This is a genomic window from Klebsiella sp. 1SOBk5mer, from assembly GCF_046603115.1.
GTDB lineage: Bacteria > Pseudomonadota > Gammaproteobacteria > Enterobacterales > Enterobacteriaceae > Klebsiella > Klebsiella quasipneumoniae.
Genome location: NZ_JBKIUU010000004.1, coordinates 232,353 through 249,275, shown reverse-complemented (window position 1 = coordinate 249,275; position 16,923 = coordinate 232,353). Strand labels below are relative to the sequence as shown.

The 16,923-nt window shown below is 54.6% G+C and carries 15 protein-coding genes; 3 read left to right on the top strand and 12 right to left on the bottom strand.

The genetic code is table 11. From position 1 onward, the window contains the following. Positions 1-238 precede the first annotated feature (238 nt). On the top strand, positions 239-664 hold the full coding sequence (locus ACLH1U_RS12205) for a hypothetical protein (RefSeq protein ID WP_032429107.1): 426 nt from the start codon (positions 239-241) through the stop codon (positions 662-664). Between the two features lie 76 nt (positions 665-740). Here the strand turns inward: ACLH1U_RS12205 and lysS are convergent, their stop codons facing one another. The 7 genes from lysS to ACLH1U_RS12170 all read right to left on the bottom strand — a co-directional run bounded on the left by lysS (position 741) and on the right by ACLH1U_RS12170 (position 11,219). Then, positions 741-2,258, bottom strand: coding sequence for a lysine--tRNA ligase (gene lysS, locus ACLH1U_RS12200; protein ID WP_004202393.1), 1,518 nt, complete (start codon positions 2,256-2,258; stop codon positions 741-743). A gap of 343 nt (positions 2,259-2,601) precedes the next feature. Further along, positions 2,602-4,077, bottom strand: a complete 1,476-nt coding sequence (dtpD, locus tag ACLH1U_RS12195) for a dipeptide permease DtpD (protein ID WP_044521382.1) — start codon at positions 4,075-4,077, stop codon at positions 2,602-2,604. Between the two features lie 59 nt (positions 4,078-4,136). Next, positions 4,137-6,284, bottom strand: a complete 2,148-nt coding sequence (gene cadA / locus ACLH1U_RS12190; protein WP_023288680.1) for a lysine decarboxylase CadA — start codon at positions 6,282-6,284, stop codon at positions 4,137-4,139. Positions 6,285-6,366: 82 nt separating this feature from the next. Further along, on the bottom strand, positions 6,367-7,701 hold the full coding sequence (gene cadB / locus ACLH1U_RS12185; RefSeq protein ID WP_023288679.1) for a cadaverine/lysine antiporter: 1,335 nt from the start codon (positions 7,699-7,701) through the stop codon (positions 6,367-6,369). 365 nt (positions 7,702-8,066) lie between these two features. Further along, positions 8,067-9,635, bottom strand: a complete 1,569-nt coding sequence (gene cadC / locus ACLH1U_RS12180) for a lysine decarboxylation/transport transcriptional activator CadC (RefSeq protein WP_065805892.1) — start codon at positions 9,633-9,635, stop codon at positions 8,067-8,069. A 290-nt stretch (positions 9,636-9,925) separates the two neighbouring features. Continuing rightward, positions 9,926-10,198: a DUF1471 domain-containing protein gene (locus ACLH1U_RS12175; protein WP_002892402.1), complete on the bottom strand. Its 273-nt coding sequence runs from the start codon at positions 10,196-10,198 to the stop codon at positions 9,926-9,928. 100 nt (positions 10,199-10,298) lie between these two features. Further along, positions 10,299-11,219 carry a Kdo(2)-lipid IV(A) acyltransferase gene (locus ACLH1U_RS12170; protein ID WP_023288677.1) on the bottom strand — a complete coding sequence of 307 codons (921 nt, stop codon included), beginning with the start codon at positions 11,217-11,219 and terminating at the stop codon, positions 10,299-10,301. 509 nt (positions 11,220-11,728) lie between these two features. On the opposite strand from ACLH1U_RS12170, the gene ACLH1U_RS12165 reads away from it, so the two are divergent. After that, positions 11,729-12,595, top strand: coding sequence for a GNAT family N-acetyltransferase (locus ACLH1U_RS12165; protein ID WP_023288676.1), 867 nt, complete (start codon positions 11,729-11,731; stop codon positions 12,593-12,595). A gap of 72 nt (positions 12,596-12,667) precedes the next feature. On the opposite strand, the gene ACLH1U_RS12160 is transcribed toward ACLH1U_RS12165, so the two are convergent. Beyond that, positions 12,668-13,972 (bottom strand): citrate synthase, encoded by a 1,305-nt coding sequence (locus ACLH1U_RS12160; protein WP_101862666.1) that lies wholly within the window; start codon positions 13,970-13,972, stop codon positions 12,668-12,670. 45 nt (positions 13,973-14,017) lie between these two features. Further along, entirely contained in the window at positions 14,018-14,158 is a 141-nt protein-coding gene (locus ACLH1U_RS12155; protein ID WP_032428644.1) for a hypothetical protein, read from the bottom strand. Positions 14,159-14,482: 324 nt separating this feature from the next. Here ACLH1U_RS12155 and ACLH1U_RS12150 point away from each other — a divergent pair, with 324 nt between their 5' ends. Next, complete coding sequence (locus ACLH1U_RS12150; protein ID WP_023288674.1) at positions 14,483-14,653, top strand: hypothetical protein; 171 nt, start codon at positions 14,483-14,485, stop codon at positions 14,651-14,653. 78 nt (positions 14,654-14,731) lie between these two features. Here ACLH1U_RS12150 and uraH read toward each other — a convergent pair whose 3' ends face one another. From uraH to ACLH1U_RS12135, 3 genes are all read right to left on the bottom strand, one after another. After that, entirely contained in the window at positions 14,732-15,133 is a 402-nt protein-coding gene (gene uraH / locus ACLH1U_RS12145; RefSeq protein ID WP_008805473.1) for a hydroxyisourate hydrolase, read from the bottom strand. A 393-nt stretch (positions 15,134-15,526) separates the two neighbouring features. Further along, entirely contained in the window at positions 15,527-15,820 is a 294-nt protein-coding gene (locus ACLH1U_RS12140) for a hypothetical protein (RefSeq protein WP_048296911.1), read from the bottom strand. Between the two features lie 570 nt (positions 15,821-16,390). Further along, positions 16,391-16,540: a hypothetical protein gene (locus ACLH1U_RS12135; protein WP_411299266.1), complete on the bottom strand. Its 150-nt coding sequence runs from the start codon at positions 16,538-16,540 to the stop codon at positions 16,391-16,393. Between the last annotated feature and the right edge of the window lie 383 nt (positions 16,541-16,923).

Sequence of the window (16,923 nt, the reverse complement as noted above, 5' to 3'; positions counted from 1 at the left end):
TTTAAAACATCAATTACTTAACATTCTCTCTGCAATAATATGACATGCAGCGGGAAGGTACGGTGATAAATAAGCTCAGGGCAATGATGTTTTTACAAATAAATAACCCTTCTCCTTTCTGCTCGTTATTTATCAGGAATGGCTGCGGTTATATTTATTCGGACGCCCCTGGAGAATGCACCAATGTATATCAACCTTTATGACAATGCGCGCCGCTATCGCGATGAGAAACAATAAGATGAATAAGACCTGGCTTTTCACCACCCTCACCCTGGCGCTGGTCGCCGCCGCGCCGGCCCACGCCATTAGCGCGAAATACCGGGAACAGCTTGAACGCTCCGGTTGCACGCAGATGACCGACGGAACCACCTGCGATATTCATAAAACCAAAGCCGAGAATGCCGCCGCCGCGCAGCAGGCCAGCAGCGGCTTCGGCCCCTGGGTGGGCACCTGGTATGTTTATACTGACTATGGCAATAAAATTGATGAGATTACCGTCACCGCTAAAACGGTGAAAACCCATGGTCATCTGGTCGAGGAGGCGAAAGCCAGCCAGGGTAAATTGACGTTCCGGGTGAAAAGCTCAGCCTTTACGCTGAACGACGCCTTTAACGGCGTATGGGCAAACGGCAGCCAGCGCGGCACGTTGCAAAAAGTCCTGTAATAACATTGCCCTGCCGACAGGATGGGGATAATGCAGGAAGAACCTCCCGGCGCAGGCCGGGAGGGAGTGCAACGGTTTACTTCTGCGGACGCATCGCCGGGAAGAGGATCACGTCGCGGATGGTGTGGCTGTTGGTAAACAGCATCACCATCCGGTCGATACCGATGCCCAGACCGGCGGTCGGCGGCAGACCGTACTCCAGCGCGGTGACGTAGTCTTCGTCATAGAACATCGCTTCGTCATCGCCCGCCGCTTTGGCGTTAACCTGATCCTGGAAACGCTGCGCCTGGTCTTCGGCGTCGTTCAGCTCGCTGAAACCGTTACCGATTTCGCGGCCGCCGATGAAGAACTCGAAGCGGTCGGTGATTTCCGGGTTGACGTCGTTACGGCGCGCCAGCGGGGAGACTTCCGCCGGGTATTCGGTGATGAAGGTCGGCTGGATGAGGTGCGCTTCCGCCACTTCGTCGAAGATTTCGGTGACGATGCGCCCCAGACCCCAGCTTTTCTCTACCTGAATACCGAGAGATTCCGCCAGCGCTTTCGCCGCGTCGAAGTTATCCAGATCCGCCATGTTGGTTTCCGGACGATGTTTTTTGATCGCCTCGCGCATGGTCAGTTTTTCAAACGGCTTGCCGAAGTCAAACACCTGGTCGCCATACGGCACCTCGGTTTTGCCCAGCACCGTCTGCGCCAGGGTGCGGAATAGCGACTCGGTCAGTTCGATCAGGTCTTTGTAGTCCGCGTACGCCATGTACAGTTCCATCATGGTGAACTCTGGGTTATGGCGTACCGAGATCCCTTCGTTGCGGAAGTTACGGTTGATTTCAAACACGCGTTCGAAGCCGCCGACCACCAGACGTTTCAGATACAATTCCGGCGCGATGCGCAGGTACATATCGAGATCCAGCGCGTTGTGATGCGTGATAAACGGACGGGCGGAAGCGCCGCCGGGGATCACCTGCATCATCGGAGTTTCCACTTCCATAAAGCCGCGGGCTACCATGAACTGACGCATGGTCGCGAGGATCTGCGAGCGGATGCGGAACGTATGGCGCGACTCTTCGTTAGCGATCAGATCCAGATAGCGCTGGCGATAGCGGACTTCCTGATCCTGCAGGCCGTGGAATTTATCCGGCAGCGGGCGCAGGGCTTTGGTCAGCAGGCGCAGCTCGGTGCAGTGGATGGAGAGTTCGCCGGTTTGCGTTTTGAACAGCTTGCCGCGGGCGGCGATGATGTCGCCAAGGTCCCATTTCTTAAACTGTTCGTTGTAGACGCCTTCCGGCAGGTCATCGCGGGCCACGTACAGCTGGATACGGCCGCCGACGTCCTGGAGGGTGACGAAGGAGGCTTTGCCCATCACGCGGCGGGTCATCATCCGGCCGGCCACCGCAACTTCAACGTTCAGGGAAGCGAGTTCATCGTTATCCTTCGCATCGAATTCAGCGTGCAATTGGTCAGAGGTATGATCGCGACGGAAATCGTTGGGGAAAGCTACGCCCTGCTCACGCAGCGCAGCCAGTTTTTCGCGACGAGTTTTCAGTTCATTATTAAGGTCAATGGCCTCATCGGCACCTTGTGCTTGTTGTTCAGACATATGGGTTCCTCATAACCTTGCTTTCAAACTAGCTTCGATAAATTGAACCAGGTCACCCTTCCGCGCGGCCTGTCTCCGGCTTTACACCGAAGAACAAGAGTAACGAATCTGGCTTCTCTTCAAGCTGATCTCACTCAGCTATGCCTTCACTAACGGTATTTTTTATCGTTGGCTTCCGCGCCTGCCAGAATATCCTCCTCCTGTTCAGTAAACGGTGCAAGGAGCGGCTTGTCGCTCCACTGTTGGGGTTACCGATCCCCGGCTCGCGGCGTAAACTCCTTAGCCGGGCTACCAGGCAGCACGATTTTGTAGCCCGGTAAACCGGACCTGTCGCCAGACGGGGCTAGGCGCCGCCGCCGGGAAGCTCGCCAGCCGCCGCGCGGCGTTTGCCGACGCTACAGGCTGCGGCAAAGGCGATAACCACCATCACCGCCACGCAGCCGAGGGTCCATTCCCCCATCTGCGAGAAGAAATGCTGATAGGCGGCAATCGCCGTATCGCTGATTTGCGATTCGGTGGTCTGCTGGGCGACCACGCCGGCCAGCCAGTTGGCCACCGCGCCGGTGGCCAGCATATAAATACCGGTCAATACCCCGGTGACGCCGGGCATGTTCAGGCGGGTGATTTGCGCCATCGCGACCGGGTCGATAAACAGTTCGGCAAAGCCCATCATCGCCAGTCCAGCGACCATCATGCCCATCGAGGCCTGACCCTCAGCGGCGCCGTGGCGGGCGTTGAGCGCCAGCAGCATAAAGCCGCCGCCCATCAGCAGCAGGCCAAAAGCGAATTTCAACCAGACGCGCAGCACCGAACGCGCGCTGCCTTCCGGGCGCATCAGCCACGCCAGCGCCACGCCGGCCGCCATCACCGCCACCGCGTTAACCGACTGGAACAGCGCCGTCGGCACGTCCCAGTTCAGCAGGCGGCGGTTAACAAAGTGATCGATAAACAGGCTAATCGAGCTTCCCCCCTGCTGCGCCAGCACCCAGAACAGCGTCCCGGCAAGCATCAGCAGGACGATCTGCCACAGCGCGCGACGATGCTCCGGGGCTTTGATCATGATCCGCGCCACCATCTGGGCGGCGAACAGGCAGACGACCGCCAGCAGATAGCCGGACCAGTTGTTTTGCAGCAGCAGCGTGAAGAACACCGGCGCCAGGCAGAGCATCACCAGCAGCCAGCCCCAGGTCGGCAGCACGAATTTCACCGCCCGCAGCGCCGGTTTATCGACGCCGCGGGTATGCCGGAAGTGGCGGCTGCCGCTTAAGAAAATCATCAGGCCGATGAACATCCCGATCCCCGCCAGGGCGAAGCCGATATGCCAGCCGTACCACTGGGCCGCCAGCCCGCAGGCGATGGGCGCGGCGATGGAGCCGACGTTGCCGGCGGCGTACAGCAGCGAGAAGCCGCCGTCGCGACGCGGATCGTCGTGGGCGTAAAGTTCGCCAAGCAGGCAGCTGATATTGGATTTGAACAGGCCGTAGCCGCAGATAATGATCGCCAGCGCGACGTACAGGCTCCATGCGGAGGTCGACTCAACGCCCAGCACCACGTGGCCGAGGGTCATCAACAGCGCCCCGGCAATCACCGCCGTGCGGTTGCCGAGCAGGCGGTCGGCAAGCCAGCCGCCAAGAATAGGGGTAACGTAAACCAGAGAGGCGTAAGCGCTGAACAGGCTGATGGCGTGGCTGTCGTCGAAGCCAAGCTGGTGGGTGAGGTAGAGGATGAGTAAGGCGCGCATGCCGTAAAAGCTGAAGTACTCCCAGATCTGGATCGCAACGATGTAGTAAATCGCGCGCGGCTGTGAGGGTGTTTTCATGTGTTCTCCTTGCAGCGTGAAAAAGGGAAGTGGCAAGCCACTTCCCTGATGTGCGTCTATTACTTGTTATTCTCTTCTTTCAGCACTTTAACGGTGTAACGACCATCCGCCTGACGATAGGCGCCGTGGATATCGGTTTCGAAGCCCGGATAGTGGGCGCCGATTTCGCACAGCATCTGCAGGAACTCCAGCACCGGACGGCTCTCTTCGGTGATCATTTCACCCGGCATGACCAGCGGCACTCCCGGAGGATACGGCAGGATCATGTTGGCGTTGACGCGGCCGACCATCTCTTCGAGGTACACTTCTTCCGTCTGACCGTGCAGCTCTTTCTGGAACGCGGCATACGGGGTCATCACCATGGATGGCAGCACTTCAAACGCGCGGAACATCAGGTCCGGCAGGTTGTGATGCTCAACCAGTTTGTGAATATTCTGCGCCAGGTCCTGAATACGCATGTTTTCATAGAATTCAGGATCTTCACGGTACAGCGACGGCAGCATGTTTTTCACCCGCAGGTTCAGGTCGAACGCGCGTTTGAAGTCGGTCAGCGCACGCAGCAGGCTCAGCGCTTTGGTTTTGTCGATACCGATGCTGAACAGGAACAGCAGGTTGTACGGACCGGTTTTCTCCACCACGATGCCGTGTTCGTCGAGATACTTCGCCACGATGCTGGCCGGAATACCGAACTCATCCATGGTGCCGTCTTTCTTCATCCCCGGGGTCAGCAGAGTGACTTTGATCGGGTCGAGATACATATGCTCGTTGTCGATGTTTTTGAAACCGTGCCATGCGCTGTCGGAGCGCAGCGGCCAGCATTCAGGACCGTCGATATGTTCCGGCTGCCATACGTCGAAGAACCAGCCGTCAGACTCGCCTTTCAGACGTTTGATCTCTTTACGGAACTTGATGGAGCGTTCGATAGAGCCGTCGATCAGGCGCTTACCGGCGTTGCCTTTCATCATCGCCGCCGCGGTTTCGGTGGACGCCACGATCCCGTAGTGCGGGGAGGTGGTGGTGTGCATCATGTAGGCTTCGTTAAAGGTCTCTTCGTTAACATCGCCTTTCACGTGAATCATCGATGCCTGGGAGAACGCCGCCAGCAGTTTGTGCGTGGACTGGGTTTCGTAAATCACTTTCCCTTCGACGCGGCCGCCGCTCATCCCGCATTTGCCTTCATAGATCGGCGAGAAGTTGGTGTAAGGCACCCATGCGGAGTCAAAGTGGATGGATTTCACATCCAGGGTTTTCTTGATGAAGTCAGTGTTGTACAGCAGACCATCGTAAGTCGAGTTGGTGATAACGGCGTGTACCGGCCAGGTCGCGTTCGGCGTCTCTTTCACACGCTTGGCGATAGTCGCGTGCTGGAATTCGCTCTGCGGGATACCGCCGAGGATGCCGTAGGCGTTACGGGTCGGACGGAAGTAGATCGGCGTAATGTCGCTCATCATCATCAGATGGGTCAGCGATTTGTGGCAGTTACGGTCAATCAGCACGGTGCTGCCGGCCGGCGCGGAGTACATACCGACGATTTTGTTGGCGGTCGAGGTGCCGTTGGTCACCATGTAGCTGCGTTCGGCGTTAAATACGCGAGCGATATACTCTTCCGCTTCTTTGTGCGGGCCGCTGTGGTCCAGCAGGGAACCCAGTTCAGAAACCGAAATCGAGATATCGGATTTCATGGTGTTGGAGCCAAAGAAATCGTAGAAGATGCTGCCTACCGGGCTTTTCTGGAAGGCGGTACCGCCCATGTGGCCCGGGGTACAGAAGGTGTATTTGCCTTCACGCACATATTTGAACAGCGCTTTGGTCAGCGGCGGCAGAATGGTGTCGATGTATTCGTCAGTGTTCTGTTTGATTTTGTTCGCGATATCTTCCGCAGCGCCCAGCGCATATTCGAAGAAGCGAACCTGCATGCGCAGATCGTTCAGGCTAACGTCCAGCGTGGAGTAGGTGTTAGCGAACGCATACAGCGGCATGTACTCGTTCATTTTGCTGATTTCTTCGCACAGCTCGAGATTGTATTTATCCCAGTCGAAGATCACGCCGCACAGACGAGAGTTGTTTTCGATCAGTTTTAATAAGTCGTCACGGTCGTTCGGGTAGACAATGCGGAAGTCCAGGCGTTCGAGAGCACGATGCAGTTCACGGATGGGTTCTTCTTTGAAGTAAACCCCCATGTGATTCATGATTGCAATAACGTTCATAGTCAAATCTCCAGATGTAGAAAGCCCCTCCCGTCGCGCTATGACAGGTGATGGAAGGAGCCTCAGGAAAAAGGGTTACTGATTAGTGCGCGTTAGCGGGGCTGTTGCTATCCGATGCGTTGCTCTGGCGCTGGTGCATTTTGCGACCGTAGAACATCAGGATAATCAGGCTAACGATAAAGGTGCCGGCCAGTTCGAAGGAGCTTGCGCCCATCAGCGCGATGAAGCAGAACACGCAACCCAGTACCGAACAAATCAGGCTGACGAAGTTACGGATGTTGATGCCTTCGAAACGAATCAGGTCAACACAGGAGTAGAAGTAAGGCAGCATGGTCAGCAGTACTGCGATACCGGTCAGTTCGCCGAACAGGTCAGAGGCTTTACCACCGGCGGAGTTCATCAGGGTAATCAGCACCATCAGCGCGGTCATTTTCACCGCGGCCAGCAGCAGGCCTTTTTTCGGGATACCGTTGCTATCGACTTCGCCATACACTTTCGGGAAGTTGCCATCGTTGGCGGCACGCACACCCGCCTGGCCAACCAGCATCATCCACGAGCCCAGAGACGTCAGGCAGGCGAAGGCGGTGAAAGCGGATACCATCGGCGCAGCCCAGCCGCCGAGGATGGTGGAGGCGCTAATCGCGAACGGCGCACCGGACGCTGCCATCTGAGAAGCAGGATACATACCGGCGATAACCTGAGTCGCGGCGATGTAGACGATACCGGCCATCGCGGTACCCAGCATGGTGGCCAGCGGCACGGTACGTTTCGGGTTTTTCACCATCCCGGTACTCACGGCGGCGGATTCTACGCCAACGAAGGCCCACAGGCAGAGCAGGATACTTTTGATGACCGCGTGGCTATCGGTGGTGCTGGAGGTGTTCCAGTTCGCCTGATAGGTAGCGACATCAAACCAGTGCCAGCCGACGACCGCGGTCATGACTACCGGAATAAGCACCAACACCAGACCAATGGTGGTCAGACGGCTGACCCAGGTCCCGCCGAGCATATTAACGAAAGTAAAGATCCACACGATGGCAATACAGGCAATCCCTGCTGGCACCGGGTTATTTAAAATAGGGAAGAACGTAGACAGATAAGAAACTGCGGTAATCCCGATAGCCAGGTTACCAATCCAGTTTGCGTGATAATAAAGTACACCGGTCTGGAAACCGAATGCCGGAGATATTTCCCCTGCGTAAGCAATGGGACCACCCTGCTGCGGGTTTTTAGTGGCCAGTCGGGCATAAACATAAGCCAGAGACATCGCACCAATAATTGAAATTACCCAGCCCCAAATGGCAATACCACCGATGCTGGCCAGGTTCGCAGGTAATAATGCAATACCGCTCCCCATCATATTACCGGCGACGACACCGGTACAGGCAAATAGCCCGATCTTCTTGGCAGAACTCATGGTTGTTTTTCTCCTAAGTTTATTTGGGAGGTACAGATCATGATACAGAACCATTAATTGACCCGACCAACTGCCAACAAGATTACTGATTTGTACGAGATAAGTCCTAAAGATAAAGTGAAATAACAACAAACATCAGACAAATGATATTTTGACCTTTTTCGCTTAACATATAAACATGACAACAGGGTGTCAGAAAAAGATAAACATTGTTGTTTTACATGAACTTAGATGAGATGTGATGTGTTACTGAACTGTTATTCAAAGCCTCCTGAATGCTAAATATAAATAACAACAGGAGGCTTCATGAGAAACATAAATTTAACCTCACCATGCCAAAAACCTTTCACATGATGAGGGTTTACTTATTCTGAAGAGAGGAAATTATCGAGATACGGAACAACCCGGTTGACCGACGTCTGGAAAACTCCGTTTTCAATCCAGTACAATGTGTCGCCACCGGGTCGTAAATTAAACGCCGTAATGTAAGAATCCGCTGCCAGCCGGTTCTCACCTTTCATCTCATAGACTTTGCCTAATAGCACATAATTCAGCCACGACATCTCTAAATCGATCGCATGGTTAATCGCTGTGTTCGCTTCGTCAACTTTTCCTTTCCCCAGCAAATCCACTGCGTTTATTTGATAATAAATCGCCATATCTTTTATACCCGGCATCTCCCCTACCCGCTCAACTTCGCTGTAAAGGGCTGCCAGCTGTTTATCATCCAGCGGCTGTTGCGAATGGCGTAATACATCCACCAGCGTTTTTTCGGCATACGCGTAAATAAAATCAGGCGCCCGCTTAATCACATCATCCAGCAGGCTGCTGGCCTTGCTTAATGAGTCAACATCGCCCTTCATTAACAGCTGATGCGACTGGTAGAAATAGGTTAACGCCACGCTTTGCGAGGGCTGATATTGCCTGAGCATCGCCTGCATTCGCGCCGGCCACGGCTGCGCCAGCGCGTCCGACAGGCTGTTCATCAGATCGTTCTGGATGGTGAGCTGGTTGTCATTGGTCACAAAGTAGCGCTTATCGAGCATCGTCGAGCTGTCGGCGTTATCCACCAGCTGGACCGACATAAAGCATTGCTGCGCCCGGTAGTGGCGCTGATTGACGAATTCAATGGTCAGCGTTTTACCGGAACTGCTTGGCTCATTGATGTTGTAGTCTGTTTTGTCATGCACCATAAAGGTCGAGAAGGTGTTCAGCGAGGTGGTGATCAGGCTGGCCAGGCCGACCGCGTAGGAGTGCTGCGAAGACCAGTTGGTGCAGGAGTTACCATTGACCAGGTGGATATCGATATCGCGCGGGTTGAGTAGCAGGCGCGCCTTGTTGACCGGCGGCCGCGATTCCATGCTCGACAGCGCCACCAGCGCCACGCAGGTGCCCAGCGCCAGCAGAAACAGCCCCCACACCAGGGCGGTGGTGAGCCGTTTACGCACTGACGGCGCGCTGGCACCTGTCGGCGCGGGAGCTGGCGCGGCGGGATCGGCGGTGGAGACGGGCGCGTCCGGCGGCGCACCGGCAGCCGGCGGCGCGGGAGCGGCGACCGATGGCGAAGGCGTCAGCGCCTCCATCTGCGGGGCGAGTTCCTCCCCCTCTTCGGTGCACCAGATCACCGGCACCGTGAGCTTATACCCCCGTTTGGGTACCGTCGCGATATACTCAAGGCTAACGTCGTCGCCGTCTTTGAGCGACTTGCGCAGTTCGGAAATACTCTGCGTGACGACGTGGCTGGTCACAACGTTCCGGGTCCAGACGTTTTCGATAAGCTCGTCCCGGCTAAGCACTTCCCCCGGATGGCGAGCAAAAAAGACCAGAAGGTCGATTAAACGCGGTTCAAGGGTAAGCTGGCGCCCCTTCCTGCTGATTTGGTTTACAGAGGGGGTTACCAGCCATTCACCGACGCGAACAACAGGTTGTAGCATACAAGAAAGCCCCAGACAAAAAGGGAAAGGCGCGATGATAACACATTTGTCCTACCTATTTTTGCCAGGGGTCACTCCCTCAGGCATTAGGCTGGAATTCGCCTTTTAGCGACAATAAAAAGCAATATTTCATTAACATCGTGATCATCAAAACTATATATAGCGATAAAAATGCGTTTTCGCTGTCGCTTAGCCGGTGGAACGCGGGCGGCGGAAAAAAAATAAGCCCGGAGGCGTAACGCGCTCCAGGCTCAGTCAGTGGCGTGCCGTTACGGCAGCGGCACAATCGATTATTTATACACTTCCGCTGTGGCTTCAAAGTTAGGGCCATGCTCACGCGCAGCAGTAATCACGTAGTACTTTCCGCCTTTCTCATCGGCCAGCTTAGAGAGCTGATCGTGCAGATCGGAGGGCGAAGAGAACTCACCGCCGGACGGCCCCACCGAGATCGGTCCGACCTTGGTCAGTTTGAAGTGTTTCACTTCTTCTTTGGTGATCAACTGCGCGGCGGAGGCGCCAAATGCAACGGCTGAAAGGGCTAACGCGACTATCACTTTTTTCATCCTAAAATCTCCTTGGAATAGGCCTTCAGTCAGGCCCTTTCAGTATAGACGGCGATTTACTAAGCGTGCTACCGATGCGCTGATTTTTCGGCCGCAGCGTTTAGTAACGCGGCGGTACCCCTTCCGGGCGGGTCTTAAAACGCCGGTGCAGCCACATATATTGCTCGGGCGCCATCAGGATGCACTGTTCGATAATCTGGTTCATCCACGCCGCCGTCACCTCGGCGCTTGCCAGCGGCGGCGTGCGCTCCGGCGTCAGGGAGATCAACTCATATCCCCTACCGTTGGGCTTGCGTCGGGGAACAAACGGCACAATCGTCGCCCCGGACATTTTCGCCAGCATCCAGGTGCCGGTGGTGGTCGCCGCCTGCTCGACGGCAAACAGCGGTGCAAAAACGCTGCTGGCCGGGCCGTAATCATGATCCGGCGCGTACCAGAGGATCTCCCCCTCTTTCAGCGCCCTGACCATCCCTTTCAGATTTTTTCGATCCAGCATGGTCTTGTTCGAGCGCAAGCGTCCCCAGGTCTGCAGCCAGTCAATCAGCGGGTTATCATTGGGCCGGTAGACGCCGATGCCCGGGGTAAACATGCCATACATCCGCGCCCCCATCTCGAGGGTGAGAAAATGAATGCCGATCAGTAAGATGCCCTGCTTTTGTTCGAGGAGGTCGACCACCTCGTTCACGCCGCTGGTCTCGGTCCAGCGCGCCACCCGGTGCGTCGGCCAGAACCAGGCCATGCCGGTCTCCATCAGCCCCATGCCCAGCGATTCAAAGTTTTTCACCAGCAGCGCCTCACGCTCGGCGACGCTCATCGCGGGAAAACAGAGTTCCAGATTACGTCTGGCAATCCGCGCGCGACTTTTCATCACCCGCATTGCCAGCCGCCCGAGCGCCGTGCCCAGTCGGTAGATCACCGGATACGGTAATTGCACCAGCAGCCATAACAAGCCAATTCCCAGCCATAATAGCCAGTAACGCGGGTGCAATAGCGCGCGGGAAAATTTGGGTAAATTTGACATAGTAATCCTGTTAATTCACTCAATAATAGCTGAGCAAAAATCGCGAAATAAAGTAGCGGATCCTGCAGGTTATATTTTTCCAATTCGTGCGGTAATACTCAGTCACAAAGCGCGTTATTATAAGCCGATTCCATGATAATTTCAGCCCTTGCGCTGGGGTTACTCTCGTATTAGACACTTAGCGTAAAATTTCCTGATTTGTGCATAAATAAATACACCTAACCTCTACGACGCGGCCGATTGCCGATAAAATCGCCAGTGTCTTATCCTCAGCCTCTCGCCCAAAGCCTTTTTTACTCACGCTTTATTATGGCGATAGCCAACGCAAACAGGCCGTTTCGCCCGGTCTAACATGGCCAGCATGCGGTTATTTGTGACTCGGGCAAAGGTTAAGCATCACCAATGCGGATCCTTTTCCCAGATATGCTACGTTTACAGCGCTCATTCGACGCAAGTGCCTTTGCCGACGTCGTCGCTTTCAGAAGCCATAGTGAGAAGGAACTATGACAATGAATTATCAATTAGTGAAGCAAGTCAGAGAAAATAACACATTAAGAAAAAGCTTCATTGACCTTGCCGTTAAGACTTTCGACCTGTCTTTTGAAGAGTGGTATCAACAAGGTTACTGGACTGACGCCTATATCCCCTACGCCTTTGTCGAACGTAATAAAATTATCGCTAACGCCTCGGCCAACATCATCGATCTGCGCTGGCAGGGCGAACCCCGGCGTTATATTCAGATTGGCACCGTGATGACCGAACCGGACCACCGTAATAAGGGACTAGCCGGTCAGCTTATCCATCACATCCTGCAGGACTGGCAGCAGGAGGCAGACGCCTTCTTTTTATTTGCCAATCCCACTACGGTGGATTTTTACCCCAAATTTGGTTTCACCCGCAGCGAAGAGCATCAATATATTATGCCGGTCTCTCCGCGCGCCGGTGATTTTCGCAAACTGGATATGGACCGCGCTGACGATGTCGCCCTGCTCCGCCATTACTATGAAAAATCCAACCCGTTCTCACCGCTGCGGGTGGAGCACAACTTTGGCCTGCTGATGTTTTACTGCTCCGCCTTTATGAAGCATTTCGTTTACTATTCGGCAAAAAATGAGGCGGTGGTTATCGCCATGCAAAACGGCCCGGTGCTGATTTGCTTTGACCTGTTCTGCGACACGGGCAAAAGCCTGTCGACGCTGGTCAACGAGCTGGCCGATGACCATGTTTACCAGGCCATCCTCGGTTTTACCCCCAATGAAGACCGGCTCGGCGAGTACGAGAAGATTGAGGGAGAAGATATCCTCTTTGTCTATGACCACAAGGAAAACCTGTTTAAAGACAGGAAGTTGATGTTTCCTTTACTGGCGCATGCCTGACGGCGCCGCGCCGTCAGGCCGATCAGTTATAGGTCACCACGAAGGTCGCGCTGGCGTTCGCCTCGCCCGCTGTCAACGCGAGCCGGTCGGCGGCTCGCCGCGCCGTGAGACGTAATTCCGATAGTCCTCGCCAACATAAATCTGCCGTGGCCGGTAGATGGTCAGCGGCGCCTGGTGCATCTCGTTCCAGTGCGCCACCCAGCCGACCGTCCGTCCGACGGCAGTGACCACCGCAAACATCGCCGAAGGCAGATTCATCGCCTTGAGGATCACCGCGGTATAAAAATCCACGCTCGGCGACAGGCCATTTTCCACAAAGTAGGGGTCGGTCAGCGCCACGTCCTCAAGGGCCATCGCCACCTGCAGCAGACGGTCGGACATTCCTACCTCCGCCAGTACCCGATGGCTGGTTTCACGCAGGATATCGGCGCGCGGGTCGCGGTGACGGTAGCGTGAGTTGCCAAAACCGAGGCGGCGAAATGCCTGCGGGTCGCGTTTTGCCTGACGCAGAAACGCTGGAACCTGATCGACGCTTTCAATCTCTTCCAGCATCCGCATGCTCGACTCATTGGCGCCGCCGTGCATCGGTCCCCACAGCGACGCTAGCCCGGCGGCGACGCAGGCGAATAAGTTCGCCCCGGAGGAGCCCGCCGCGCGCACCGTGGTGGTGGAGGCGCACTGCCCGTGATCGGCATGCAGGACCAGGATCTGGTTCATCGCCTGTTCGATGACCGGATTGAGGACGTACTTCTCGGCCGGGATAGCAAACAGCATCTGTAGGAAATTGCCGGCATAGGAGAGATCGTTGCGCGGATACGCGGCGGGTTGTTCAATGGTGTACTTGTAGCTCATGGCGGCGATAGTGGGCATTTTCGACAGCAGCCGCGTGGCGGCCAGCGCCCGGTGCTCCGGATTTTCCACATCCAGGACATCATGATAAAACGCCGCCAGCGCCCCCACCAGGGCGCACATCAGCGCCATCGGGTGCGAATCGCGACGAAAGCCGCTGCACATGCGGGCTATCTGCTCATGCACCAGGGTATGGCGGGTGATGGTTTCGCGAAACGTTTGATAGCTGGCCTCATCCGGCGCGTCGCCCCGCAGCATAATGTACGCCACCTCGAGAAAATCACACTGGCGGGCCAGCTGGTCCACCGGATAGCCGCGGTGCAGCAGCACGCTGTTTTCCGTATCGATCCACGAGATCGCCGACTGGCATCCGGCGGTGTTGGCGAAGCCGGGGTCGTAGCTGCAGAATCCGGACTGATTCAGCTCGCGTATGTCGACCCCCACATGGCCCCGGCTTCCCGGCACCTGCGGCAGGGTGATGGGCGTCGGTTGCCCGGCAATAGAAAGCGTTAACGGTGTGGTGCTCATCCTGTCAGTTCCCCCAGCAGCTTATCAGCGACCTGAAGTCATTCTTCAGGCGGAAAGACCAACATAACCAATGTGATGCAGCTTATTCATTGATGTCATCACTATAACGCTGACAAAGAGGATATTTTGCTGGCCTTCCCGGGGAAACAGGCCGTCTTTCCCCACCCCACCGCTGGATAGCGGCACAAATCGCCAAGGATAAAGGCGATCAGCGCTGTCAAAATTTACGCTGAGTAAAGAAAGGATGAAGAGGAGCTACCATGAATTTTGTGCTGTCGATGACCCTCATCTGCATCGCTATCGCCTGGCTGATGATGAGCCTGCTGCCGGTATAGACGCAGCGCTAACCGCCACGCCAGTGGCCTGGATAACGCCTCATTCAATGGATTTCCGCCGTGGTCTTCGCCTCTGAAGTTTCAGCAGAGTCATACAAGAAGTACTGGTCGCATATCAGGCTGTTGCGGTTTCCCGGCGAGGGGTAGGCTAAAGGCCCACTGTTAAGGAGGTGATATGTCTGGACTGATCAACCCACATGCGGCCCCGGAAGAAGCAGCCTATGCGCTGATAATTGAGCTCGTTCGCGCCCAGCGCGTGCCGCAATATGAAGGCGATATTTCCGGCCTGCTGGCGATGTACGACGAAGCCGTTAACCATTTTAAAGAGAAAGAGACCAAGCGTTAGGCGTGGGCGTCGTTGTGCGGGGAAAGGGTGACGCCTGCGGGAGACGCGCAGGCGTTGGCTGGATAACGGCTTGAGTTATCAGCTGCCGCGGTAGGTAGAGTATCCGTACTGACTGAGCAGCAGCGGGATATGCAGTTTTTGATTTTGCTTTGTGACATTGAAAATAACCGGAACCACCGGGAAGAACGTATTCATGTTTTGGCTTTTAAAATAGTCACCAGTTTTAAACGTCACTTTATACACCCCCGGCTCCATATTTTCCGCCTGCGGATAGAGCGATTTAATCCGCCCATCGGCATCCGTTTTGCCGGTGGCGATATGCTGCCAGCTCTCCCCTTGCTGCTTATCCAGCTCAATCTGCACCCCCGGCGAAGGGAGCCCGGTTTGCTGATTAAGAATGTGTACGCTGAGCGTGCCCTCTGGCGCCGCCAGCGCGCTGAAGCTGAGCAGGGAAATTACGGAGGCGATAACTAATTTCATAATCGTGACCTTTTGGGCAAGTGAAAGTGCCCTAACTATAGTCAGCGCGGCGGGGAAAAAAATTAAACTTTTTGTTATCAGATTGCGGTGATGGGGACTGTCCCCATACACAACACGCCAAACCGGTTTTGTCGTGAGAAGAGGAAGTGTCTTATGTGTAAGTAACCCCGTGCTCTGCGTAACAGGATACGGGGCACTTAAACTGTCAGAGAGGGGAAATAGATTAGCTCGGGTCAAATATCACAAGGTTAAAGAATATACGCCGTGGCCTCTCCCCCCTCTAACAGAACAGTGCTCACTGAAAATGGCCTGCCGTATTCGAAATAATCATTTAATATTATTTAAACGACTATTCCAGTGGAAATAATCACCTGGCGCAGATATTAATTATTATCATTGATTCTCTTGTCGCCACGCCTTCACCATCTCCTTTGTTACCTCTTTCTTGTAGCAAATGGGTGAATACCCGCCCGCTTTGCTCCAGGCACTGCGGCCACCGCACGAGCTGCCGTTCCGCGCGGTATTGAAGGGACAGGCACAGGTGCCGGGGTAGGATGCGACAGAGTCATCAATAATTCTTTGCCTGACCTGATCATCGCTTAAGGCATTCGATTTGGCGATAGAAATATCTGATGCAAAGACAAACACAACAGCGAATACGGAGATGGTGACGAATTTGATGTTCATTTGGATCTTTCCAGGTCGAAGATGAACATCGAGGGTATGCTTTCAAAAAGCATTGAATATTGATCTTTAGCAACTGTCATTCGCGCCAGCTTAAAATGCGATACCTAGCCCCGGTAGCATAAATTAAAGTTATGAAGAGTGTTAGCCTGTTTATTATTTGCCTGCAAACATTTTAATGCAGAGGAAATATTTTTCAGAAAATGAAATTAATCAATAAGGCGACCAGATTACGGAAAATCGCTATCCAGGATAGTAACGTGTGAGACGCTAGCTCCAAGACAATGACGCCATTTTTGCCGCCAGCGACACAAAGACGACACAGAGAGGAAAATAGTCTGGATGAAGATTGGTATAACGTTTTGATTCAAAATGGCACGCCTCCAGGATTCGAACCTGTGACCTACGGCTTAGAAGCTCCTGGAACAATACGCTAATTCATATACTTACCGCGTCATTCCTGCGCTCACACGTCCCATGATGCGAAAAGATAGAAAGAGATGAAAACAGTTAAGAAACTATGATTGTCCCAAAACCGTCTCACCCCGCCCCATTATGCAAATTATTCCAGGATCAGGATGCCATCCGCGCCATCGCCACCGGTATAAGCCGTGCTGGTAAACCCGAGGTCATACGCGCCACCACCGCCGGAGCCGGGAGCAGCGCCAGCAATACTGGCCTGAGACCCAGCCCGCCCACCGCCGCCAAAATACGATGCCCCACCGTTACCCGTCAGAAGGCTCGACCCTGTCTGGCCATCTGAGCCAGTACCGCTGCTGATCCGGATGTCGTCGGTCGTCAGCGGGACACCCAGAGGCCAGTGGGTATTTGAGTGACAGGATGTTGCTGGCTATCAGGAAAGCAGACACATACAGATAAATAGAGATCGAATACGTTTCCTGTATTCGCAGCAATCGCAAAAAAACCTACAATTTCAATATATTACATTTTTATTGGTGATTAATTCAAAATAAAAAGGATGCAATCCTATACCAGTAGTTTCAAATACATACCAATTTTTTAGGTTATATTCGGATAAATTTCGGCGCCCATAACGTAGCACTGGTTGCAACCCGTTAGCCTGCTCGAATGTCACCCGAATGATC

Excerpts from the sequence above, each read along its gene's own strand:
- ACLH1U_RS12205 (WP_032429107.1), top strand. The coding sequence starts at position 239 with ATGAATAAGACCTGGCTTTTCACCACCCTCACCCTGGCGCTGGTCGCC.
- lysS (WP_004202393.1), bottom strand. The coding sequence starts at position 2,258 with ATGTCTGAACAACAAGCACAAGGTGCCGATGAGGCCATTGACCTTAAT.
- dtpD (WP_044521382.1), bottom strand. The coding sequence starts at position 4,077 with ATGAAAACACCCTCACAGCCGCGCGCGATTTACTACATCGTTGCGATC.
- cadA (WP_023288680.1), bottom strand. The coding sequence starts at position 6,284 with ATGAACGTTATTGCAATCATGAATCACATGGGGGTTTACTTCAAAGAA.
- cadB (WP_023288679.1), bottom strand. The coding sequence starts at position 7,701 with ATGAGTTCTGCCAAGAAGATCGGGCTATTTGCCTGTACCGGTGTCGTC.
- cadC (WP_065805892.1), bottom strand. The coding sequence starts at position 9,635 with ATGCTACAACCTGTTGTTCGCGTCGGTGAATGGCTGGTAACCCCCTCT.
- ACLH1U_RS12175 (WP_002892402.1), bottom strand. The coding sequence starts at position 10,198 with ATGAAAAAAGTGATAGTCGCGTTAGCCCTTTCAGCCGTTGCATTTGGC.
- ACLH1U_RS12170 (WP_023288677.1), bottom strand. The coding sequence starts at position 11,219 with ATGTCAAATTTACCCAAATTTTCCCGCGCGCTATTGCACCCGCGTTAC.
- ACLH1U_RS12165 (WP_023288676.1), top strand. The coding sequence starts at position 11,729 with ATGAATTATCAATTAGTGAAGCAAGTCAGAGAAAATAACACATTAAGA.
- ACLH1U_RS12160 (WP_101862666.1), bottom strand. The coding sequence starts at position 13,972 with ATGAGCACCACACCGTTAACGCTTTCTATTGCCGGGCAACCGACGCCC.
- ACLH1U_RS12150 (WP_023288674.1), top strand. The coding sequence starts at position 14,483 with ATGTCTGGACTGATCAACCCACATGCGGCCCCGGAAGAAGCAGCCTAT.
- uraH (WP_008805473.1), bottom strand. The coding sequence starts at position 15,133 with ATGAAATTAGTTATCGCCTCCGTAATTTCCCTGCTCAGCTTCAGCGCG.
- ACLH1U_RS12140 (WP_048296911.1), bottom strand. The coding sequence starts at position 15,820 with ATGAACATCAAATTCGTCACCATCTCCGTATTCGCTGTTGTGTTTGTC.